This is a genomic window from Streptomyces sp. NPDC054834 (assembly GCF_053611185.1).
The window spans coordinates 52,860-74,311 of record NZ_JBSGZV010000004.1 but is presented as its reverse complement, the minus strand read 5'-3'; the positions used below and the strand labels follow the sequence as shown (position 1 = coordinate 74,311).

Genomic DNA, 21,452 nt, shown 5'->3' with positions numbered 1-21,452 from the left:
CCTGATCGTCTGCCGGTTCCCGGCAGGGGCCTCAAGTAGAGGACCCCTGCCGAGCCTGGCGGAACTGACCTGCGGGGTTGGTCCCGCAGGAAATTACTTGGCCTTCTCGAGGATCTCGACGACGCGCCAGCGCTTCGTCGCGGACAGCGGCCGGGTCTCCATGAGGAGGACGCGGTCGCCGACACCCGCGGCGTTCTGCTCGTCGTGCGCCTTGAGCTTGTTGGTACGGCGGATGACCTTGCCGTACAGCGCGTGCTTGACGCGGTCCTCGACGGCGACGACGACGGTCTTGTCCATCTTGTCGCTGACGACGAGACCCTCACGGGTCTTGCGGAAGCCGCGGGCCTCTGCAGTCTGCTCAGTCACGTTGCTCTCACTCATCAGGCGCTCTCCACCGTCTCGATGCCCAGCTCGCGCTCACGCATCAGGGTGTAGATCCGCGCGATGTCCTTACGGACGGCCTTCAGCCGACCGTGGTTCTCGAGCTGACCGGTCGCCGCCTGGAAGCGGAGGTTGAACAGCTCTTCCTTGGCCTCGCGGAGCTTCGCCAGAAGCTCCTCGTTGCCCAGCTCGCGCAGCTCGGACGCCTTGGTACCGGCCGACATCACGCTTCACCTGCCTCGCGCTTGACGATCCGGCACTTCATCGGCAGCTTGTGGGCCGCGCGAAGGAGCGCCTCACGGGCGATCTTCTCGTTCGGGTAGGACAGCTCGAACATCACCCGACCCGGGTGAACGTTCGCGATCCACCACTCCGGCGAACCCTTACCGGAACCCATGCGGGTCTCGGCGGGCTTCTTGGTCAGGGGGCGGTCCGGGTAGATGTTGATCCAGACCTTGCCGCCACGCTTGATGTGGCGGGTCATCGCGATACGGGCCGCCTCGATCTGGCGGTTGGTCACGTACGCCGGCGTGAGGGCCTGGATGCCGTACTCGCCGAACGCAACCGTCGTACCGCCCTTGGCCTGACCACGGCGCTTCGGGTGGTGCTGCTTGCGGTGCTTGACCCTACGGGGGATCAGCATTTCGGTCAGGCCTCCGTTCCGCCAGTAGAAGAGGACGGCGCCTCAGCCGGAGCGGACGCGGGAGCCTCGGCCTTGGGGGCCTCGGCGCCGGCAGCCTGCTGCGGCTTGCGACCGCGCCGCTCGCCACCACGGCCACCACGGGCCGGGCGGTCGGCACCGCCACCGCGAGCCGGGCGGTTACCCGCACGGGCGGCAGCGTTCTCGGCGCGGACCTCGGCGATGTTCTTGACGTCGCCCTTGTAGATCCAGACCTTCACACCGATGCGGCCGAAGGTCGTCTTGGCCTCGAAGAAGCCGTAGTCCACGTTCGCACGGAGCGTGTGCAGGGGCACGCGGCCCTCGCGGTAGAACTCCGAGCGGGACATCTCGGCGCCGCCGAGGCGGCCACCGCACTGGATCTTGATGCCCTTGGCGCCGGCCTTCATGGCGGACTGCATGCTCTTGCGCATGGCCCGACGGAAGGAGACGCGGGAGGAGAGCTGCTCGGCGACGGCCTGGGCGACCAGCTGAGCGTCGGTCTCGGGGTTCTTGACCTCGAGGATGTTCAGCTGGACCTGCTTGCCCGTGAGCTTCTCGAGGTCACCGCGGATGCGGTCGGCCTCGGCGCCACGGCGGCCGATGACGATGCCCGGACGAGCGGTGTGGATGTCCACACGCACGCGGTCACGGGTGCGCTCGATCTCGACCTTGGAGATGCCGGCGCGCTCCATGCCGGACGTCATCATCCGACGGATGGCGACGTCTTCCTTGACGTAGTCCTTGTACAGCTTGTCGGCGTACCACCGGGACTTGAAGTCCGTGGTGACACCGAGCCGGAACCCATGCGGGTTAACCTTCTGGCCCATTACCGGGTTCCTTCCTTGCTGCTGACGACCACGGTGATGTGGCTGGTCCGCTTGCGGATCCGGTAGGCACGGCCCTGGGCACGCGGACGGAACCGCTTCAGGGTCGGGCCCTCGTCGACGTAGGCCTCGGAGATGAAGAGGCTGTCGACATCGGTGTGGTCGTAGTTGTGCGCGGCGTTGGCGATGGCGCTGTCCAGCACCTTGCCGACCGGCACGCTCGCGGCCTGCGGGGCGAAACGCAGGACCGCCTGAGCCTCCGTGGCGTCCATGCCACGGATAAGGTCCACCACGCGGCGGGCCTTCATGGGCGTGACGCGGATGTACCGCGCCTGGGCCCTGGCTTCCATGGTTGTCCTTCCAGTGTCTGTCATGGTCATTCCACCCCGCTACTAGCGGCGCTTCGACTTCCGGTCGTCCTTGACGTGACCCCGGAAGGTGCGCGTCGGCGAGAACTCGCCGAGCTTGTGGCCGACCATCGACTCGGTGACAAACACCGGGATGTGGGTCTTGCCGTTGTGCACCGCGATCGTGTGGCCGAGCATCGCCGGGATGATCATCGAGCGGCGGGACCAGGTCTTGATGACGTTCTTGGTACCGGCTTCGTTCTGAGCGTCCACCTTCTTGACCAGGTGGTCGTCGACGAAGGGTCCCTTCTTCAAGCTACGAGGCATCTCAACCCGTCCTTAGCGCTTCTTGTTCGTCTTGCGGCGGCGGACGATGTACTTGTTCGAAGCCTTCTTGGGCGAACGAGTACGGCCTTCCTTCTTGCCCCACGGGGACACAGGGTGGCGACCACCGGAGGTCCGGCCCTCACCACCACCGTGCGGGTGGTCAACCGGGTTCATCACGACACCACGGACGGTCGGGCGAACGCCCAGCCACCGCTTACGGCCGGCCTTACCCCAGTTGATGTTGCTCTGCTCGGCGTTGCCGACCTCGCCGACGGTGGCGCGGCAGCGCACGTCGACCAGGCGGATCTCACCGGACGGCATGCGGAGGTGGGCGTAGGCGCCCTCCTTCGCGAGCAGCTGCACGGAGGCACCGGCAGAGCGGGCGAACTTGGCACCGCCACCGGGACGGAGCTCGATCGCGTGGATCGTGGTACCGACCGGGATGTTGCGGAGGGCCAGGTTGTTGCCCGGCTTGATGTCGGCCCCGGGACCGTTCTCGACGCGGTCACCCTGCTGGAGGTTGCGCGGGGCGAGGATGTAGCGCTTCTCGCCGTCCGCGTAGTGCAGCAGCGCGATGCGCGCGGTGCGGTTGGGGTCGTACTCGATGTGCGCGACCTTCGCCGGCACGCCGTCCTTGTCGTGACGACGGAAGTCGATCACGCGGTAGGCGCGCTTGTGTCCGCCACCCTGGTGGCGAACGGTCACACGACCGGCGTTGTTACGGCCGCCCTTGCTGTGCAGCGGGCGGACCAGCGACTTCTCCGGCGTGGACCGCGTGACCTCGACGAAGTCGGCGACGCTGGCGCCACGACGGCCCGGCGTAGTCGGCTTGTACTTGCGGATTCCCATTTCTCAGTCCTCGTCCGATATCGGACGATCCGACCCGCTTACGCGGTCGGACCGCCGAAGATGTCGATACGGTCGCCCTCGGCGAGGGTCACGATCGCGCGCTTGCTGTCGGCACGCTTGCCGAAGCCGCTCTTGGTCCGCTTGCGCTTGCCCTGGCGGTTGATCGTGTTGACCCCGGTGACCTTGACCGAGAAGACCGCCTGGACGGCCTGCTTGATCTGGGTCTTGTTGGCGTTCGGGTCGACGATGAACGTGTACTTGTTCTCGTCGAGGAGCGCGTAGCTCTTCTCGGAGACGACCGGCTTCAGCAGGACGTCACGGGGGTCCGTGTACGACTTGCTCAGCGGGGTCTCGACGGTGTTCTTGCCCTCGGTGGCGTGGCGCTTCGCCTTGGCGAGACGCGCGGCCTTGGCGGCCTTGGCGGCCTTCGAGGCAATGCTCGGGTGACGCGTAGCCATCAGGCCTCGCTCCCTTCGGTGTCAGCGGCCTTGGGGCCAGACACGAAGGACTCGAAAGCGGCCTGGGTGAAGACCACGTCGTCCGAGACGAGAACGTCGTACGTGTTCAGCTGGCCCGGCTCCAGGATGTGGACCTGGGGCAGGTTGCGGGCGGACAGCCACGCGGCCTCGTCGGCGCGGTCGACGACCAGGAGCAGGTTCTTGCGCTCCGAGATCTTGCCGAACAGCGTCCGGGCGGCCTTCGTCGACGGGTTCTCACCCTCGACGACGCCGGAGACGACGTGGATGCGGTTGTGGCGGGCCCGGTCGGTGAGGGCGTGGCGCAGGGCCGCGGCCTTCATCTTCTTCGGGGTCCGCTGCGAGTAGTCACGCGGCTGCGGGCCGTGGACGACGCCACCGCCGGCGAACTGCGGCGCACGGGTCGAACCCTGACGGGCGCGGCCGGTGCCCTTCTGGCGGTACGGCTTCTTGCCGCCACCACGGACTTCACCGCGGGTCTTGGTCTTGTGCGTGCCCTGGCGGGCAGCGGCCAGCTGCGCGACGACGACCTGGTGGATCAGCGGGATGCTGATCTTCTCAACGTCGAAGATCTCCGCGGGGAGCTCGACGGAACCGGCCTTGTCGCCCGCCGGCGAAAGGATGTCAACAGTGCTCATCGGTTACCTCAGGCCCCCTTGGCCGCGGTGCGGACCAGGACGAGGCCGCCGTTCGGACCGGGAACCGCGCCCTTGATGAGCAGCAGACCCTTCTCCGCGTCAACGGCGTGGACGGTCAGGTTCTGGGTGGTGACCCGCTCGTTGCCCATGCGACCCGCCATGCGGAGGCCCTTGAACACGCGGCCCGGGGTGGCGCAGCCACCGATGGAACCGGGGGAGCGGTGCTTGCGCTGGGTGCCGTGTCCGGCGCCGAGGCCCTTGAAGTTGTGACGCTTCATGACACCGGCGAAGCCCTTGCCCTTGCTCTTGCCGGTCACGTCGACCTTCACGCCGGCCTCGAACACCTCAGCGGTGATCTCCTGGCCGAGCGTGTACTCGGAGGCGTCCGCGGTGCGGATCTCGACGAGGTGGCGACGGGGGGTGACGTCGGCCTTGGCGAAGTGGCCCTTGAGGGGCTTGTTCACCTTGCGCGGGTCGATCTCGCCGAACGCGATCTGGACGGACTCGTAGCCGTCGGCGTCATTCGTACGGACCTGGGTCACGACATTCGGGCCGGCCTTGACGACGGTGACCGGAACAACGCGGTTGTTCTCGTCCCACACCTGCGTCATGCCGAGCTTCTCGCCCAGGATGCCCTTGATCTGCTTAGCCATTCTCAGCCCACCAGCCTCAGAGCTTGATCTCGATGTCGACACCGGCCGGGAGGTCGAGTCGCATCAGAGAGTCAACGGTCTTGGGGGTCGGGTCGAGGATGTCGATCAGGCGCTTGTGCGTGCGCATCTCGAAGTGCTCGCGCGAGTCCTTGTACTTGTGCGGCGACTTGATGACGCAGTACACGTTCTTCTCAGTGGGCAGCGGCACCGGGCCCGCGACCGACGCACCAGTGCGGGTCACCGTCTCGACGATCTTCTTCGCCGAGGAGTCGATGACCTCGTGGTCGTAGGCCTTGAGCCGGATGCGGATCTTCTGTCCCGCCATGGCTACTCAGTAGTCCTGTCTCTTCTAACGCTCTGGAACCCGGCGGATTCCTTCTGCTGCCTTCGCTCCTCCGACCCACGCGGTCGGGTGTGTCGCGCTCCCGCCGACACAGATGTCCCTTGTTCGAACATCCCTGCGGAATGCGACGGCCCTTCCGGAACCGCGGACCAGGGACCTCAGGCCCACCGGGCGCCTGGCCGGTGCCGCGCCCACACTTCCCGGAAGATTCCCGTACGTCCGCCCCAGTGCTGCCATCAGGCAGTTAGGGCGACGAGTACTGTGGGACTCGCTTCCGGTCCTCCCGGCGGGAGGCGCGCAGCATCAACACTCGACCGAGCAACTCCGACAGTCTGCCATATGGGGCGGGGTGTCCGCCAATCGAGCCGGAGAGAATACCCCGAACGTGATGTAGGTCAAACCGATGGCCTCTGCGTGTCCGCCGCTCAGCGCGCTGAGCGCCGCGGTCACGCCGTCGCGGACGCCGGGCGCACCGCCGGGGTCGACACCGCCACACGGAGGGTGCCGTCGGCCGAGGGGGCCAGCTGGGCCACGGTCCGGTCCGCCGCGTTGCGGGCCAGGACCGCGGGGGCGCCGGCCGCGGTCGGGAGGGTCCGGACCGTCCACCCCGTGTCCTCCAGGTGGGCCTGCGCCCGTCCCAGCGCCTGTGCCATCGCGTCCTCCGCGAGCGGCTGGGTCGACCAGGCGTGGTGGGCGTACGTGTCCCCGCCGTCCTGGTAGGTGCCGAGGCCCTCCCCCTCCCGCGTGGGCGCGTGCCTGACCCGCAGTACGTCATAGAGGCGGCTGGAGTGGTCGAGGGCGCGGCGCTCGGCCTGCTCGTCGGAGGTGGTCTGCCGGAAGGAGGCCGGGTCGGCGGTGCCGGTGCCCTCCGCCGCGAAGCAGGGTGACGTCACGCTGATGGCCGCCAGTCCCTCGCCCTTGGCCTTGTCGACGATACCCGTGAGCGCGGTCATCCAGAAGTCGTCGGGCACGGTGCGCATGCTCACGGAGGGGAAGGGGTCGGACCAGTCTCCGTCCGAGTTCTGGAACTTGTAGCCCTTCTTCACCCAGGCGTCCCGGGCCTGGCGCACCAGCTTCTTCGCCGCGCTGCCGGGCACCCCGGTCAGCTGGTACGTGAGGGCGACCTGCCGGCGCTCGCCGGAGCTGTGATCGTCCGCGACGCAGGCGCCGACAGGCGACAGCCCTGTGCGCTTGAGGGTCGGCTTGGGGGACATGCCGTCCACGGCCTCGTGGATGACTTCCTCCGCGCGCTGGATTGCCTGCTGCTCGTCCATGGTGACCTGCTTCGATGGTGTACTGCCGCCGGTGTTCCCCGTCTGCCCCGACCCGCACGCCGCTACCGCGACCGTCAGCGCCAGCACGGCGACGGCCGACATCGTCCGGGACAGCCTCATGGGGTTCCTCCAGTCGCGATCTTCGCCATGTTCCTCAGGGAGTCACCCTCCCAGTACTGCGAGTGGGCGGGCATCAGACCGTCCGACCCCGGCAGCTCTCCGTCGGCGACCTTGAACGTCTGTCCGCCGAACTCGTCGGACGTGGGATCGTACCCGTACATGATCGAATGGTCGTCGAACAGCCGCGCGTAGGCCATCGGGTTCAGGGGTGCCAGCCGTCCGGCCGGCGGCGGGGCGAGGTTCACGAGGTCGTTCTTGGCCGTGGCCGCGTACACGTGGTCGGCCGGGATGTTCAGGTCCTTGGCGTGATTGACGCCCACGCCGGGACTGCCCACGAGGATCGCCCTGTCCACGGGCAGGTCGGGGTGGTCCCGCATGGTCTCGCCGGCCACGAGGGTGCCATAACTGTGGCCGAGGACCGTGGAGTTCACATCTCCGTTGTGGACGGTGTCGACGCCGGTCAGGAAGCTGTTCAGCGAGTCGCGGGCGTTGTCGGCGTACTTCGCATCGGTCGCGTCGCCCATGAGGTCCTGCGGGGCGTCGTAGCCGAGCCACATGATCGACGCCGTCTTGTGGGCGGGGTCGGTGACGCTCGCCTGGCCCTGGAGCAGTTCGGCGCGGCGGATGTCACCGTCGATGCTGCTCAGCTTGGTGCCTGTGCCGGGCACATAGGTCGCCACGTTGTCCGCGGTGTCGGGGTTGCCGATGGAGACGATGACGCGGCCGTTGTTCTTGTCGTCGAAGCCGAGCAGGTAAGGGCGGGTGCTGTCGTCGGCGTAGTTGTCGAAGCGGCTCTCGATCGCCTCCATGCCATCGAGCGGGCCCCGGGCGCTCTTCCGGGCCTCCTCCCAGTCCTTCCACGCCTCGCTCTCGACCTTCACCCCCTTCACCTCGGTGCCCGTCATCGGGTTGAAGTAGTTGGTGTACTTCTCGGGTTCGGGATGCTTCTTCAGCCAGGCGTCGTACTCCAGCTGCGCCTTGCCGTGGGCCTCGGAGAGCACGGTGCGGTTGGCCCCGTCACGCACGTCGGCCGGGAGTCCGTCCATCGCCCCGATCGAGTCGGGGTGGACGGCCGCGTAATCGGCCCGCTGCTCGTCGGTGAGGCCCTTCCACCACGCCGCGTTCTCCTTGGGGGTGCCGTGGGCGGGCGGGTGCGGGAGCGACTTCAGATAGTCGTCGGCGCCCTTGAGGACACCGCCGGTGTCCTTCTTCACGTCCGCCCAGTCACCCGCGGAGACGGTCAGGTCGTCGTCGGCCTTCAGCGCCCGCAGCTTCGGCGCCCACTTGTCGTCGGCCTCGGTGGCGTCCTGCAGGGCGCTGGCGACGCGGTCGGCGATGTCCTGGGCGAGCCTGAAGTTGGGGTTGGGGTCGAAGTTGCCCGCCTGGCGGTTGATGGCGGCCACCGTGGGGTCGGTGGTACCGGCGGCCGACCCACCCTTGGGGAGTTCGCCGTCGGTCTTGTCGCCGCCCGCCGGATAGGTCACCGAGCCGTCGGAGCCGACCGTGAACTTCGCGGCCTGCGCGTCCTCCAGCGCCGATTCGAGCTTCTTCTTGGCCGCCACGATCTCGTAACCGAAGGCGTCGAGCGCCGTGGCGACGAGACCGCACTCGACCTGGATGTAGTGGAAGTTCTGGGAGAGCGCCTGCAGTTGCTCGACGGCCGCGGTCGCGCCCTCACCCTTTAGGGACTGCCGCATGGCCCGGGCGACCTCGTTGTCGATCTTGTCCTGGGCCGAGGCGGCCATGTCACTCGTAGTGCGGTACCCGTCGGCCGCGTCGGAGTACTCACTCGGCTTGAGCGCCTTGAGCGTGGCGAGATCCATGACCCCCGGTCACTTCCCCTCGCCGCCGACGGCCGGCGTGTCCGCGTAGGCGATCTTCATGTTGCCGATCTCGGCCTTGATCGCCTCTTCGGTCTTCAGCTCGTTGTTGCCGGCCTTCTCCAGCACGTCCGCCAGCTTCTCGCAGCGGCCGATCACCTTGCGGACGTACTTCTCCCACGAGTCGTACACGTCCTTCTGGGCCGCCGCGGTCTGGCAGCCGGACCCCTTGCCGAGACCTTCCTGGTCGTCGGCCAGCTGTCCCAGGGCCTTGCCGATGCCCTCGCGCAGCGAGCCGACGCCGTGCCCGGCCCTGGCCCACACGGGCCGGTCCGACACGAGTGTGCCGGAACCGCCCGGATCCAGCGGAACGCTGTTCAACTGCATCTGAGATGACTGCCGTTCGGCCGCCGCGGCCTTGACCTGCTCCCACTCACTCCACGCCATGCGTGGCCCCCTCCCCGTGTCTTCCGGTCACCCCCGCGGACGAAGTCCGGGGCGCCGCACAGGCGTTCGGTGATCGTAAGTACCGTAGCGTGCCCCGGCCCGGGGTACGCGCGGGGCCGGGGCTCGCACGGAATCTCCACGTCCGGACCGTGATCGCGTCACACCCGCCTGCTCTCCAGCGGCCCCAGATACGTCGGCGTCAGCCCGCCCGTGTCGATCACCAACCTCTGCAGCACCACCGTCGGATCCACCATCCAGAACTTCAGCCGGTGCACCCCGGCCCGGCTCACCGGGTGCCGCGTCGCCGTGCGGTTCACGTTGTCGGAGGTGTTGCGGGCCCAGACCGCGTTGAGCAAGCCGTCGTCCGCGCCGACGTTGATGTCGACGGTCTGGATGTCTCCCCCGTCCAGGGACACCCCGTACCGCAACCCGCCCGTCGGCAGGGCCGGGTTCCGTGGTGACTGGTACGCCCACACCGTCACCTCCCCCGCCGACAACAGGCTGACCTCGTATTCCAGCCGCGGCGAAGATCCTCCGGGCGTCCGGCGCGCCCCCGTCACCGGCCATGGGGTCATCCCGGCCCCGGTGCGGCCGACACCGTCCAGCCGCCGCCACCCCCCGACCGCACGGACAGGGTGCCCCGCGTCGATCGCCACGTAACCGCCCGCCTCGACGAAGCCCCGTAGTCCCCTCGCCACCGGATTCTCCGCCATACAGGTCACGGTCACCGAACCCCCCGCCCCGCTGACCGTCAGTTCCGCCTCCGACCGGCCGACCGGGGCCCGCGACCAGTCCACCGACACCTCCACCCGCACCTGCTGCTCCACCCGTCCCCGCGGGGGGTCCACCACCAGCCACGGCGCCGAGGTCTCCACCCGGTAGTCGAAGGGAGCGCGGCCCCGGTTGTAGACCTCCACGTACTGCCGCGGCCGCGTCTGGTACGGGCTGAACTCCGGGAGTACCGCCTGCCGACCCGACGCACCGCCCGGCCACCACTCCCCCGAGTCCTCCGCGCCGTCCACCGACACGCCCAGGGCCGCGTCGGCCGGTACCTCCAGCCGCTTCACCGCCGGGAAGAGGACGTCGGGCAGCGCCACATTGTCCTTTTCCGGCTGCTGCCACGGCGCGTTCGGGCCGTACCGGTCCACGTCCCCGTAGTCGATGTGCGGCTGGGTCTGGAAGCCCTTCCATTTGCCCCCGGCCACTTCGGAGTCGAAGCGGTCGGCGAGTTCGAAGTCCTTCTCCAGTCCGGCTTCCGCCTCCGCCGCGCGGTCGTTCGTCGCCGCTCTGCCCTGCTCGGCGTAGAGGAGGTTCTGGTACTCCGCCTGCCGTAGCGCGTACAGGTTCGCGGTCGCCGCCACCTCGTAGCCCACCAGCTCGAACCACGCGTCCTGCGTCCCGGCCGGCAGCCTCCGCGCGATCCGGTCCGCCTCGCGCGCCAGGTCTTCCCACTCGTGCGTCACCCGTTCCAGCTCCCGGTGACCGAAGTAGTACGGGGTCTGCTGGTCGTCGTTGACCACCTGGCCGGCGCTGTCCAGCGTGATCCGGCGGTTGAGCAGCTCCGGCTTGCGGCGGGCCTGTAGCCGGCCGTACGCGGCCAGCACCTCCCCGATCGCCTCCGCCTGCCCGCCGCCGAAGTTCTGGCGGGCGTACCTCCGCTCCCACTCGCCCAGCCGGTCCAGGTCCCAGCGGTCCGGGTTCCAGGCGTAGGTGAGGAAGAACTCGGCCGGCAGTTCGTTGCCCTTGAGGTCGCCGACGTTCGCCACCCACAAGCCGTGGTTGCCGTAGGCGTGCGCCTGGTGGAGCTGGTCCCAGGTGTTGCGCAGGTTCGCCGTGTCGACCCACTTGTAGTTCCGGCCCGCGCCCACGTAGTCGAAGTGGTAATACAGGCCGTAGCCGCCACTCCTCGTCGGCTCGGCCGGGTCCGGGTGCTTGCGGATGTTGCCCCAGTTGTCGTCGGTCAGGACGACCGTGACGTCGTCCGGTGCCCGCAGTCCCCGGTCCCAGTACCGCTGCACCTCCTTGTACAGCGTCCACACCTGCGGGGTCTGCGACGCGGGCCGGCCCGTCACCTCCTCGATGATCCGGCGCTGCGTCGCGATGATCTCCTGCATGAGTTCGATGCCGTCGCCGTCAGGGAGGCTCGTGTCGCCGTTGCCGCGCATTCCCAGGGTCACGACGCCCTCGAAGTCCTCGTCCACCATGCGCTGGATGCCGGCGCGCCAGTACTTCTTGATCGCCTCGGCGTTGCGGCGGTACGACCACTCCCCCGTGCCGCCGTAGGGATCCTTGCCGCCGCTCGCGTGGCGGTTCCATTCCTCGATGCCGCGCATCATCGGCGCCTCGTGGGACGTGCCCATGACAACACCGTATGCGGCGGCGCGCCTGTGATTCTCCGGGTCGTCCTCCGCGAAGGCCCTGCCCCAGACCGCCGGCCAGAGGTAGTTGCCCTTCAGGCGCAGCAGGACCTCGAACACCTTCGCGTAGAAGTCCGCGTTGAAGCCGCCCGGGTATCCCGCCGCCTTGCCCGGCCCGAAGTACGCCGGCGCCCAGCTGCCCAGGGCCGGGTTCTCGTCGTTGATGAAGAAACCGCGGTACTGCACCGCAGGCGTGCCCTGCGTGTACCGGCCCGGCAGCACCCAGACGCCGCTCCTGCGGGTCGGGGGGACGTCGTCCCACCAGTGCCAGGGGGAGACGCCGATGCCGTACGAGACGTCGTAGACGCCGAAGACCGTGCCGCGCTGGTCGCTGCCCGCGATCACGAGGGCGCGTTCCACCCCTGGCATCGGATGGTCCACGACCGTCTGCAGCGAGGTCTCCCACTTGCCGCGCACGCCGGTGACGTCGAGCTTCCCGGCCGCGATCAACCCGTCGATCAGCGGGCTGCGGCCGATCGTACCCACGAGCACCGGATGCCGTCCGATGGTGGAGCCCGGCCGGACGCCGGTCACCCGCTCGATGTCGTCACGGAGGTCACCCGCAACCCGTACGACTCCGGGATGATCCTCCGCGCTGACCACCACCGGGGCGCCCACCAGGGAGAAGGCCCCGCCGGTGAAGGAGATGTACGCCCCCGGATCCGTCACCCGAAGGTCGCCGTCGCCCCCGGCCCACGCGACCGCGACCCCCGAAGACAGCGCCGGCACCGAAGCGAGCCCCGCCCCCAGCACAGTCCTGCGCCTGACAGACATGCCTCACCCCATCCACCCGAATTTGGTCAGCGGCATGACAAATGCTGAGCCGGAGCGGCACGAGGGGACAACGGGTCGTACGCGCCGAATAGTTTCGAACCCGGGCCCCCGGAACCGCCGGAAACCCCCGGACCCGCGGGAACCCCTGGAACCCCTGGAAGCCCTGAAGCCCCGAAGCCCTGAAGCCCTGAAAAAGCGAAGTGCCCGTACGACCGAAGTCGTACGGGCACTTCAGAGCTACCAGGCAGAGTCCTGCCGGGTCAGTTCAAGATCACTTGTTGATCTTGGTGACCTGGCCGGCGCCCACGGTCCGGCCACCCTCACGGATGGCGAACTTCAGGCCCTCTTCCATGGCGACGGGCTGGATGAGCTCCACCTTCATCTCGGTGTTGTCACCCGGCATGACCATCTCGGTGCCCTCGGGGAGGGTCACGACGCCGGTCACGTCCGTCGTACGGAAGTAGAACTGCGGACGGTAGTTGTTGAAGAACGGCGTGTGGCGGCCACCCTCGTCCTTGGAGAGGATGTAGGCCTGGGCCTCGAACTCGGTGTGCGGGGTGACCGAGCCCGGCTTGATGATGACCTGGCCGCGCTCGACGTCCTCGCGCTTGATGCCACGGAGGAGCAGACCGACGTTCTCACCGGCCTGGCCCTCGTCGAGCAGCTTGCGGAACATCTCGATGCCGGTGACCGTGGTGGTGGTCTTCTCGGTCTTGATGCCGATGATGTCGACGGTCTCGTTGACCTTGAGGACACCACGCTCGATACGGCCGGTGACGACCGTACCGCGACCGGTGATCGTGAAGACGTCCTCGATCGGCATCAGGAACGGCTTGTCGACGTCGCGCTCCGGCTCCGGAATGGCGGTGTCGACGGCGTTCATGAGGTCCAGGACGGACTGCGTCCACTCCTTGTCGCCCTCGAGCGCCTTCAGAGCGGAGACCTTGACGACCGGCAGGTCGTCGCCCGGGAACTCGTACTCGGAGAGGAGCTCACGGACCTCGAGCTCGACGAGCTCCAGGATCTCCTCGTCGTCCACCATGTCGGCCTTGTTCAGGGCGACGACGATGTACGGAACGCCGACCTGGCGGGCCAGGAGCACGTGCTCCTTGGTCTGCGGCATCGGGCCGTCGGTCGCGGCGACCACCAGGATCGCGCCGTCCATCTGGGCGGCACCGGTGATCATGTTCTTGATGTAGTCCGCGTGACCCGGGCAGTCGACGTGGGCGTAGTGACGCGCCTCGGTCTGGTACTCGACGTGCGCGATGGAGATGGTGATACCGCGCTGGCGCTCCTCGGGCGCCTTGTCGATGTTGTCGAACGGGGTGGCCTCGTTCAGCTCCGGGTACGCGTCGTGCAGCACCTTGGTAATGGCGGCCGTGAGGGTCGTCTTACCGTGGTCGATGTGACCGATGGTGCCGATGTTGACGTGCGGCTTAGTCCGCTCGAACTTCGCCTTCGCCACTGGGGTCCTCCTGTGGAGTGGTTCTGTACGCCTTACTTCATCGGCGCCAGGTGATCTTTGCTGTTAAGTCCCGGAACCCGGGGCATTCATCCTGTGATACGGCTGAATGCCCCTTGAGGCTCCGGAGTCAAGCCTAAAGCGTGAGAACGCTGAACGTTACTCGCCCTTGGCCTTCGCGATGATCTCCTCGGCGACGTTCCGCGGAACCTCGGCGTAGGAGTCGAACTGCATCGAGTAGCTTGCGCGACCCGACGTCTTGCTGCGGAGGTCGCCGACGTAGCCGAACATCTCCGACAGGGGCACGAGGCCCTTCACGACGCGGGCACCAGCCCGCTCCTCCATGGCCTGGATCTGACCACGGCGGGAGTTGATGTCGCCGATGACCTCACCCATGTAGTCCTCGGGCGTGGTGACCTCGACGGCCATCATCGGCTCGAGCAGCACGGGGCTGGCCTTGCGCGCGGCCTCCTTGAAGGCCTGCGAACCGGCGATCTTGAAGGCGAGCTCGGAGGAGTCGACCTCGTGGTAGCCACCGTCGATGAGCGTGACGCGGACGCCCGTCATCTCGTAGCCGGCGAGGATGCCGAACTGCATGGCCTCCTGCGCACCGGCGTCGACCGAAGGGATGTACTCCTTCGGGATACGGCCACCGGTCACCTTGTTCACGAACTCGTACGAGGCGTCGCCGCCCTCGATGGGCTCGATCGCGATCTGCACCTTGGCGAACTGACCGGTACCACCGGTCTGCTTCTTGTGGGTGTAGTCCACGCGCTCGACGGCCTTGCGGATCGTCTCGCGGTAGGCGACCTGCGGCTTGCCGACGTTGGCCTCGACCTTGAACTCACGGCGCATACGGTCGACCAGCACCTCGAGGTGCAGCTCGCCCATACCACCGATGATGGTCTGGCCGGTCTCCTCGTTGGTGTGCACCTGGAAGGAGGGGTCCTCCTCGGCCAGGCGCTGGATCGCGACGCCCAGCTTCTCCTGGTCGCCCTTCGACTTGGGCTCGATGGCGACCTGGATGACCGGCGCCGGGAAGTCCATGGACTCCAGGATCACCGGCTGCTTGTCGTCGCACAGCGTCTCACCGGTCGTGGTCTGCTTCAGACCCATGACGGCGATGATGTCGCCGGCGCCCACCGAGTCGATCTCCTCACGCTTGTTCGCGTGCATGCGGTAGATCTTGCCGATGCGCTCCTTCTTGCCCTTGACGGAGTTCAGCACCGAGGTGCCGGACTCCAGGCGGCCCGAGTAGACCCGGACGAAGGTGAGCTTGCCGAGGTGCGGGTCGCTCATGATCTTGAACGCCAGCGCGGACAGCGGCTCGTCCTCGGACGGCTTGCGCTTGACGACCGTCTCCGGGTCCTTGACGTCGTGGCCCTCGATGGCCTCGACGTCCAGGGGCGAGGGAAGGTAGCGCACGACCGCGTCGAGCAGGGGCTGGACGCCCTTGTTCTTGAACGCGGTGCCGCAGAACACCGGGGTGACCGTGGTGTCCTGGGACTTGCCGGACGCGATGGTGATACGACGGATCGCGGCGTACAGCTGCTCCACGGAGGGCTCGGTGCCCTCCAGGTACAGCTCCATGATCTCTTCGTCGTTCTCGGCCACGGCCTCGAGCAGCTTGCCGCGGTACTCCTCGGCAGCCTCGGCGTGCGTGTCCGGGATGTCGACGACGTCGTACATCTCGCCCTTGGTGGCCTCGGCGGACCAGACCAGGGCCTTCATCGTCACGAGGTCGACGACGCCCTTGAAGTCGGCCTCGGCACCGATCGGGAGCTGCATGACGATCGGCTGCGCGCCCAGGCGGTCGCTGATCATGTCGACGCAGCGGTGGAACTCGGCACCGGTGCGGTCGAGCTTGTTGACGAAGCAGATACGCGGAACGCCGTAGCGGTCCGCCTGACGCCACACGGTCTCGGACTGCGGCTCAACGCCGGCGACGCCGTCGAACACCGTCACGGCACCGTCAAGCACGCGCAGCGAACGCTCCACCTCGACGGTGAAGTCGACGTGGCCCGGCGTGTCGATGATGTTGATGGTGTGGTCGACGTCTTCCAGCGGCCAGTGACAGGTGGTGGCAGCAGAGGTGATCGTGATGCCACGCTCCTGCTCCTGCTCCATCCAGTCCATGGTGGCAGCGCCGTCGTGGACCTCACCGATCTTGTAAGACACACCGGTGTAGAACAGGATCCGCTCGGTGGTGGTCGTCTTGCCCGCGTCGATGTGGGCCATGATGCCGATGTTGCGCACCTTGGCCAGGTCAAGTGAAGTGGTAGCCATAAGGCTTCAGTCTTCTCTCGGTCTCGATGTGGGTAGCGACTACCAGCGGTAGTGCGCGAAGGCCTTGTTGGACTCGGCCATCTTGTGGGTGTCCTCGCGCTTCTTCACAGCGGCACCGAGGCCGTTGGAGGCGTCGAGAAGCTCGTTGAGCAGACGCTCGGTCATGGTCTTCTCGCGACGGGCGCGGGAGTAACCGACCAGCCAGCGCAGCGCGAGCGTGTTGGCACGACCGGGCTTGACCTCGATCGGAACCTGGTACGTCGCACCACCGACACGGCGGGACTTGACCTCGAGGGTCGGCTTGATGTTCTCCAGTGCGCGCTTCAGCGTGATGATCGGGTCGTTGCCCGTCTTCTCACGCAGACCCTCCATGGCGCCGTAGACGATGCGCTCGGCGGTGGAGCGCTTGCCGTTCAGCAGCACCTTGTTGATGAGGGAGGTCACCAGAGGAGAACCGTAGACCGGGTCGATGATGACCGGGCGCTTCGGGGCGGGGCCCTTACGAGGCATTCTTACTTCTCCTTCTTGGCGCCGTAACGGCTGCGAGCCTGCTTGCGGTTCTTGACACCCTGGGTGTCGAGCGAACCGCGGATGATCTTGTAGCGAACACCCGGCAGGTCCTTCACACGGCCGCCGCGCACGAGCACGATGGAGTGCTCCTGCAGGTTGTGTCCCTCACCCGGAATGTAAGCGGTGACTTCGATCCCGCTGGTCAGACGCACACGCGCGACCTTACGCAGGGCCGAGTTCGGCTTCTTCGGGGTGGTCGTGAACACACGCGTGCAGACGCCGCGACGCTGAGGGGAACCCTCGAGTGCGGGCGTCTTGTTCTTCTCGACCTTGTCCTGCCGGCCCTTGCGGACCAGCTGCTGGATCGTAGGCACTACTTCTCCGGTTTCTGTGTGCCGAATGGTGAAGCTAACCTGGAACGTCGCCGACCCACGCGGTCGGGTGTGTCGAATCCGGCAGACTCCCGCCGCAAGGCGAAAAGGGCGCAGATTACGGTGGCCAATGACGGCTCGCTATGCGGTTTGAAGGCACGCACGAGAGCCAGGGCACACCCCAGGCACAAGGTCTGAGCGTACCTACCTCACGGACTTCGGTCAAAACAAATGGAGTGCACCTCGACACGCCGGGTTCCCCGCCCACCCTGCTCTGATTCACCCCAGTTGTCCCGGGCACCAGAATGATCTTCCGCCAATGGCCGGTTCGCGCTCTTCCGCGCTCCGCGTCCGCGCGCTTTCTGTACGTTGATCCGTCCGTCGCGGGTAGCGGGTATTCGGGGGCCGAACATGACGACGTGGACACCGGCGTACTCACCGGACGACGGTGGTCTGGACGACCGCGTGCCGTTCCTGGCCCGGCTGGAGAGCGAGGACCGCTCGGGGCTGCTGGCCCTCGGCCGGACCCTGGACTTCACCCCCCGCACGGTACTGATCCGGCAGCACGAGCCGTCGGCGCACGTGCTGTTCCTGGTCACCGGCTGGACGAAGGTGACCGCGTCGGCGGCCAACGGCTACGAGGCCCTGCTGGCGCTGCGCGGCCCCGGTGACGTCGTCGGCGAGTCGGCCGCGCTGACCGGGCGCTCCCGCTCGGCGACGGTCACCGCGCTGGAGCCAGTGCGGGCGGTGGCGGTGGACCGCGAGCGCTTCCGGGACTTCCTGGGCCACTCCCCCGCCGTCTCCTTCGCCCTGCTCGGCCTCACCGCGGACCGCACCCGCGCGGCCGACCGGCGCCGGCTGGAATTCGCGTCGCTGAGCGTGCGGGAGCGGTTCGCGATCCTGCTCCTCGACCTGGCCCGCACCCACGGCCGCCGGACGTCGGCGGGCATCGAGCTCGCCGTACCGCTGAGCAAACAGGAACTCGCCGGTTCGGTCGGCGCCTCCCGCGAGATGGTCCAGCGCCTGCTGAGGGAGCTGCGCGACAAGGAAGCCGTCGCCACGGGCCGCCGCACGATGCTGATCATGCGCCCGGACATCCTCCGCCGGATCGCGGCGACGGACCCGGCGGCGGGCATCCCGTCACCACCGGGTCCGAGAGAACACTGACCTGCGGCTGCGCCGCTCCAAGTATCCAAGCCCCTCCGCCCTGCCGCCCAAAGGCACCTCCTGCCACACCGGTCACGCCTGCCCCAGTACGCCTTCTGTGTATCCCGTCACACTCCGAATGGGTCATCCGCCCTCACAGGGCCGCCCCTGTGGCCAGCAGGCTTCTGGTCTGCCCGGCCGACCCTCGAGAGGCGACGATGACCGACCCCGTGATCCGGACGATCCTGCTGCTGGACATCGAGAGGTTCAGCGACCGGGACGATGTGGAGCAGGCCTATCTGCGGCGGATGCTCTACGACATCACCGACCGCACGCTGGAGAGCGCGGGCATCGACGAGACCCGGCGGCTGCGGGCCGACCGCGGGGACTCGGTGATGGAGCTCATCGACGCGGGCGCCCCGGTGACCGCGCTGCTGCGGGCCCTGCTCACCGAGGTGCCGGCCCAGCTGCGGACGGTCAACCGCATGGCGTCCCGCTCCGCGCAGATCCGGCTGCGCGGCGTACTGGCCACCGGCTGGGTGGCCGTCGACGAGCACGACGGCTGGGTCGGCTCCGACCTCAACCACGCCTGCCGCCTGCTGGACGCGGACGTGCTGCGGGCCGCCCTGCGCGAACGCACCTGCGACTTCGCCCTGTGCCTCTCGAGCGCGCTGTACGAGGGCGTCGTACGCCACGACCACCCCGGCATCCCGGCCGCCGACTTCCACGGCGTGACCGTGGCCAGCAAGAACGGCCCGCTGACGGCGTGGTTGCACGGCCCGGTGCCGGCCATCGGCCGAGGGGCCCAGGACGCGGAAGACGTGACGGACCACCGTGGAACGGGGGAGGGGGAGGCGCCGGGCGGATCGGGGGACCGCCCGGCGCCGCGGGTGCCCATGCAGGGTGGGCCACCCGAGGACCGCCCGGCGCCGGAAGGACATCGGGGAGCCCCGGCGCCGGGTGCCGTCTTCAACTTCAACGGCGGCGCGCCGTCCTTCGGCGGCAGCCTGGTCGCGGGCGACCAGCACGGCGTCAGCGGCGGCACCGTCACCGGCGACGTCAGCCTGGGCGGCCACGAGCGGGGTGAGCGCGCTTGAGCACCCCGGAGCAGCCGGAGAGCGGCAGACCGGCCCCCGGAACCGCTCCGGAGGCCGGTGAGTCACCCGCCCCCGAGGAGGAGCGGCCGCGCCCCGCCGAAACGGACGAGGAGCGCGACCAGCCGCAGGACGCCTGGGCCGCCCGGCGCGACCTGATCGACCACAGCCCGCGCACCATGAACGTCGGCGACCGGTCCCGCTTCGGCGGCGGCCTGGCGGGCGGTGACCAGCACGCCGTGAGCGGCGGCCGGGTCACCGGCGACGTCATCATGGGCAGCAAGACCGAGTACCACTTCGCGATACCCGGCCTCTCCGCGCCCGCCGCCGCGTCCGGCGAGGTGCCGCCGGTCACCCTGGAACGCCTGGCGCGGACCTTCGTCGCCGACGAGGAGGTCATGGCCGGCCTGCTCGAACGGCTGCGCCGCGACCGTGTGCTGGTCCTGTCCGGCGCCCGTTTCACCGGCCGGCGCACCGCCGCCCTGATGCTGTTGCACCGCCTGGGCGCAGCACCGGTGCGGACCCTGGTCCGCGACACCGACCCGAGCGCGCTCGCCGAGCGGTTCACCGGGGAGGACCAGGCCCGCGGCTACGTGCTGTGCGACCTCGCCACCCGCCGCGACCGCCCGCTGCGCGAGCCGCACCTGCTCGCCGCCAGGGACCGCCTCGCCGAGCGGGACGCCTACCTGGTCGTCACCCTCGGCCCGAGTGCCGTACTGGAGGACGTGACGGCCGTCGAGTGGCGGCCGCCCGCCGTCGCCGAGGTCCTCGGCGCGCATCTGCGCACCCGTACCGACGAGGTGACCGCCGAGAAGCTGCTCGGGCTCACGGCCGTGACCGAGTTCCTGGCGCGCGGGCACCAGTTGCGCGAGGTCACCGCCTTCGCCCAGCTGCTCGGCCGGTACGCGGCCGGGGAGGCGTCCGAGCAGGCCGTCGCCGACTTCTCGCTGGTCTCGCTGGAGAACCAGGTCCAGGAGTGGTTCGAGGAGGACGAGAGCGCGATCCACCTGCGTGACAAGGCGTTCCTCGTCGCCCTGGCCGCCTTCGACGGCGGCCCGTACGCGCTCACCGCCGAACTGAGCGACCTGCTCTACCGCTTCCTTCAGGAGACCGAGAACCCCTCCCGCGTCCCGGAGGTCCCGGTCTTCGGCACGCACGTCGGCAAGCGGCTCCAACTCGCCCGCGCCGAGCGGTTCGAGGATGACGAGCACACCGAGTGGGGTCCGGTGACCCAGCAGAAGGCGAGGTTCCGCGACGAGCGGTCCTCCCTCGTCCTGCTGCGCGAGGTGTGGACCGGCCACCCCTCCGCCCGGCCCGCCCTGATCAACTGGCTGCGCCGGCTCGCCGACGACGGCCGTCCGCTGGTGCGCACCCGCGCCGCCTCCACCGTCGCCGTCCTCGCCCGCACCGACCTGCCCTCGGCGATGGCCCTGGTCATCGAGCCCTGGGCGACCTCCAAGCGGTTCCGGCAGCGGCTCGTCGCGGTCAACGCGCTCACCCTCGCCCACCTCATCGACACACCCAACGTCCCGCGCATCCTCGACGCCTGGTGCGAGGGCGACGACGCGCGGCTGCGCTGGGTGGCCGTGCGGTCGTACGGACTCATCGGCCCGGAGCGCCCGGAACAGGCGATGGCCGCGCTGCGCGGCGCGGTACGGCGGCTGTACGAGGACGGACCCGGTGACCTCGACGAGTCGATGGCCCGCGAACTCGCCGAGGCCGTCGAGCTGTTGCTGCTGTCTCCGGCCAGCGAGCGGGTCCTCGCCGAACTGCGCGACCACCTCGACGACGACCGTGCGGTCCGCGATCTCACCCTCGCCGGCTTCGTGGGCGCCTGCCGCCGCAAGGAGGGCGACGAGCGCTACGGCACCCCGCTGGTCCTCGCCTGGTACGCCCGCGCGGCGACCGCAGGGGACGCCCCGGTGCGGGACATCCCCTACCTGTGGCGGGCCGCGCTGGCCGACCCGGGCTCCACCCGGGCTGCGCTCGAGGTGCTGCGCGAGTGGGTGTGGATCGCCGACCGCGCCTCCGCCACCGAGTGGGCGCTGGCCGCCCTGCTGCCCACGCTCGTCACCACGCCCGCCGAGCACCAGCGGCTGAGCCATCTGCTGCGCACCATGCCCGGCGAGGACGGCAAACCCCCGCCCTCGGTGGCGGCCCGCCTGCTGACCACGCTTCCCAACCGCTGACCCACATCGCCACCACGCCCGCGCCCGGCCGCGGGACCGCCCC

The 21,452-nt window shown here is 68.7% G+C and carries 22 protein-coding genes; 3 read left to right on the top strand and 19 right to left on the bottom strand.

Annotated elements, in window-relative coordinates; translation table 11 throughout:
- Nucleotides 1-93: 93 nt before the first annotated feature.
- The 19 genes from rpsQ to rpsL form a co-directional block, all read right to left on the bottom strand.
- Nucleotides 94-381: a 30S ribosomal protein S17 gene (gene rpsQ / locus ACWGJM_RS07545; RefSeq protein WP_003992363.1), complete on the bottom strand. Its 288-nt coding sequence runs from the start codon at nt 379-381 to the stop codon at nt 94-96.
- Complete coding sequence (gene rpmC / locus ACWGJM_RS07540; RefSeq protein WP_003974259.1) at nt 381-605, bottom strand: 50S ribosomal protein L29; 225 nt, start codon at nt 603-605, stop codon at nt 381-383. Before rpmC ends, rpsQ begins: the two co-directional genes overlap by 1 nt.
- Entirely contained in the window at nt 605-1,024 is a 420-nt protein-coding gene (gene rplP / locus ACWGJM_RS07535; protein ID WP_132857211.1) for a 50S ribosomal protein L16, read from the bottom strand. The genes rpmC and rplP overlap by 1 nt, the downstream gene beginning before the upstream one ends.
- A 5-nt stretch (nt 1,025-1,029) precedes the next feature.
- The gene (gene rpsC / locus ACWGJM_RS07530) at nt 1,030-1,869 is read right to left on the bottom strand and encodes a 30S ribosomal protein S3 (protein WP_453410727.1); all 840 of its coding nucleotides are present in this window, start codon (nt 1,867-1,869) and stop codon (nt 1,030-1,032) included.
- Nucleotides 1,869-2,216 carry a 50S ribosomal protein L22 gene (gene rplV, locus ACWGJM_RS07525; RefSeq protein ID WP_006130776.1) on the bottom strand — a complete coding sequence of 116 codons (348 nt, stop codon included), beginning with the start codon at nt 2,214-2,216 and terminating at the stop codon, nt 1,869-1,871. The genes rpsC and rplV overlap by 1 nt, the downstream gene beginning before the upstream one ends.
- Before the next feature lie 42 nt (nt 2,217-2,258).
- Entirely contained in the window at nt 2,259-2,540 is a 282-nt protein-coding gene (gene rpsS / locus ACWGJM_RS07520; protein WP_019888752.1) for a 30S ribosomal protein S19, read from the bottom strand.
- Nucleotides 2,541-2,552: 12 nt separating this feature from the next.
- The gene (rplB, locus tag ACWGJM_RS07515; RefSeq protein ID WP_018543909.1) at nt 2,553-3,389 is read right to left on the bottom strand and encodes a 50S ribosomal protein L2; all 837 of its coding nucleotides are present in this window, start codon (nt 3,387-3,389) and stop codon (nt 2,553-2,555) included.
- A gap of 38 nt (nt 3,390-3,427) precedes the next feature.
- On the bottom strand, nt 3,428-3,847 hold the full coding sequence (gene rplW / locus ACWGJM_RS07510; protein ID WP_453410726.1) for a 50S ribosomal protein L23: 420 nt from the start codon (nt 3,845-3,847) through the stop codon (nt 3,428-3,430).
- Nucleotides 3,847-4,503 carry a 50S ribosomal protein L4 gene (gene rplD / locus ACWGJM_RS07505; protein ID WP_453410725.1) on the bottom strand — a complete coding sequence of 219 codons (657 nt, stop codon included), beginning with the start codon at nt 4,501-4,503 and terminating at the stop codon, nt 3,847-3,849. Before rplD ends, rplW begins: the two co-directional genes overlap by 1 nt.
- Before the next feature lie 8 nt (nt 4,504-4,511).
- Nucleotides 4,512-5,156, bottom strand: a complete 645-nt coding sequence (rplC, locus tag ACWGJM_RS07500; RefSeq protein WP_055517290.1) for a 50S ribosomal protein L3 — start codon at nt 5,154-5,156, stop codon at nt 4,512-4,514.
- 16 nt (nt 5,157-5,172) lie between these two features.
- Nucleotides 5,173-5,481, bottom strand: coding sequence for a 30S ribosomal protein S10 (gene rpsJ, locus ACWGJM_RS07495; RefSeq protein WP_003948644.1), 309 nt, complete (start codon nt 5,479-5,481; stop codon nt 5,173-5,175).
- 464 nt (nt 5,482-5,945) lie between these two features.
- Nucleotides 5,946-6,893, bottom strand: coding sequence for a hypothetical protein (locus ACWGJM_RS07490; protein WP_453410724.1), 948 nt, complete (start codon nt 6,891-6,893; stop codon nt 5,946-5,948).
- A complete protein-coding gene (locus tag ACWGJM_RS07485) occupies nt 6,890-8,716 on the bottom strand; it encodes an alpha/beta hydrolase (RefSeq protein WP_453410723.1) in 1,827 nt (608 codons plus the stop codon). Before ACWGJM_RS07485 ends, ACWGJM_RS07490 begins: the two co-directional genes overlap by 4 nt.
- 9 nt (nt 8,717-8,725) lie before the next feature.
- Nucleotides 8,726-9,160, bottom strand: a complete 435-nt coding sequence (locus ACWGJM_RS07480; protein ID WP_453410722.1) for a hypothetical protein — start codon at nt 9,158-9,160, stop codon at nt 8,726-8,728.
- 158 nt (nt 9,161-9,318) lie between these two features.
- On the bottom strand, nt 9,319-12,351 hold the full coding sequence (locus ACWGJM_RS07475) for a glycosyl hydrolase 115 family protein (RefSeq protein ID WP_453410721.1): 3,033 nt from the start codon (nt 12,349-12,351) through the stop codon (nt 9,319-9,321).
- A 271-nt stretch (nt 12,352-12,622) separates the two neighbouring features.
- Nucleotides 12,623-13,816: an elongation factor Tu gene (tuf, locus tag ACWGJM_RS07470; RefSeq protein ID WP_390741020.1), complete on the bottom strand. Its 1,194-nt coding sequence runs from the start codon at nt 13,814-13,816 to the stop codon at nt 12,623-12,625.
- Nucleotides 13,817-13,972: 156 nt separating this feature from the next.
- The gene (fusA, locus tag ACWGJM_RS07465) at nt 13,973-16,099 is read right to left on the bottom strand and encodes an elongation factor G (RefSeq protein WP_453410720.1); all 2,127 of its coding nucleotides are present in this window, start codon (nt 16,097-16,099) and stop codon (nt 13,973-13,975) included.
- 39 nt (nt 16,100-16,138) lie between these two features.
- Nucleotides 16,139-16,609, bottom strand: a complete 471-nt coding sequence (gene rpsG / locus ACWGJM_RS07460) for a 30S ribosomal protein S7 (RefSeq protein WP_003992340.1) — start codon at nt 16,607-16,609, stop codon at nt 16,139-16,141.
- A 2-nt stretch (nt 16,610-16,611) separates the two neighbouring features.
- Complete coding sequence (rpsL, locus tag ACWGJM_RS07455) at nt 16,612-16,983, bottom strand: 30S ribosomal protein S12 (protein WP_003948652.1); 372 nt, start codon at nt 16,981-16,983, stop codon at nt 16,612-16,614.
- 408 nt (nt 16,984-17,391) lie between these two features.
- On the opposite strand from rpsL, the gene ACWGJM_RS07450 reads away from it, so the two are divergent.
- From ACWGJM_RS07450 to ACWGJM_RS07440, 3 genes are all read left to right on the top strand, one after another.
- A complete protein-coding gene (locus tag ACWGJM_RS07450) occupies nt 17,392-18,147 on the top strand; it encodes a Crp/Fnr family transcriptional regulator (protein WP_453410719.1) in 756 nt (251 codons plus the stop codon).
- Between the two features lie 197 nt (nt 18,148-18,344).
- The gene (locus ACWGJM_RS07445) at nt 18,345-19,223 is read left to right on the top strand and encodes a hypothetical protein (protein WP_453410718.1); all 879 of its coding nucleotides are present in this window, start codon (nt 18,345-18,347) and stop codon (nt 19,221-19,223) included.
- Nucleotides 19,220-21,409: a hypothetical protein gene (locus ACWGJM_RS07440; RefSeq protein WP_453410717.1), complete on the top strand. Its 2,190-nt coding sequence runs from the start codon at nt 19,220-19,222 to the stop codon at nt 21,407-21,409. Before ACWGJM_RS07445 ends, ACWGJM_RS07440 begins: the two co-directional genes overlap by 4 nt.
- Nucleotides 21,410-21,452 lie beyond the last annotated feature (43 nt).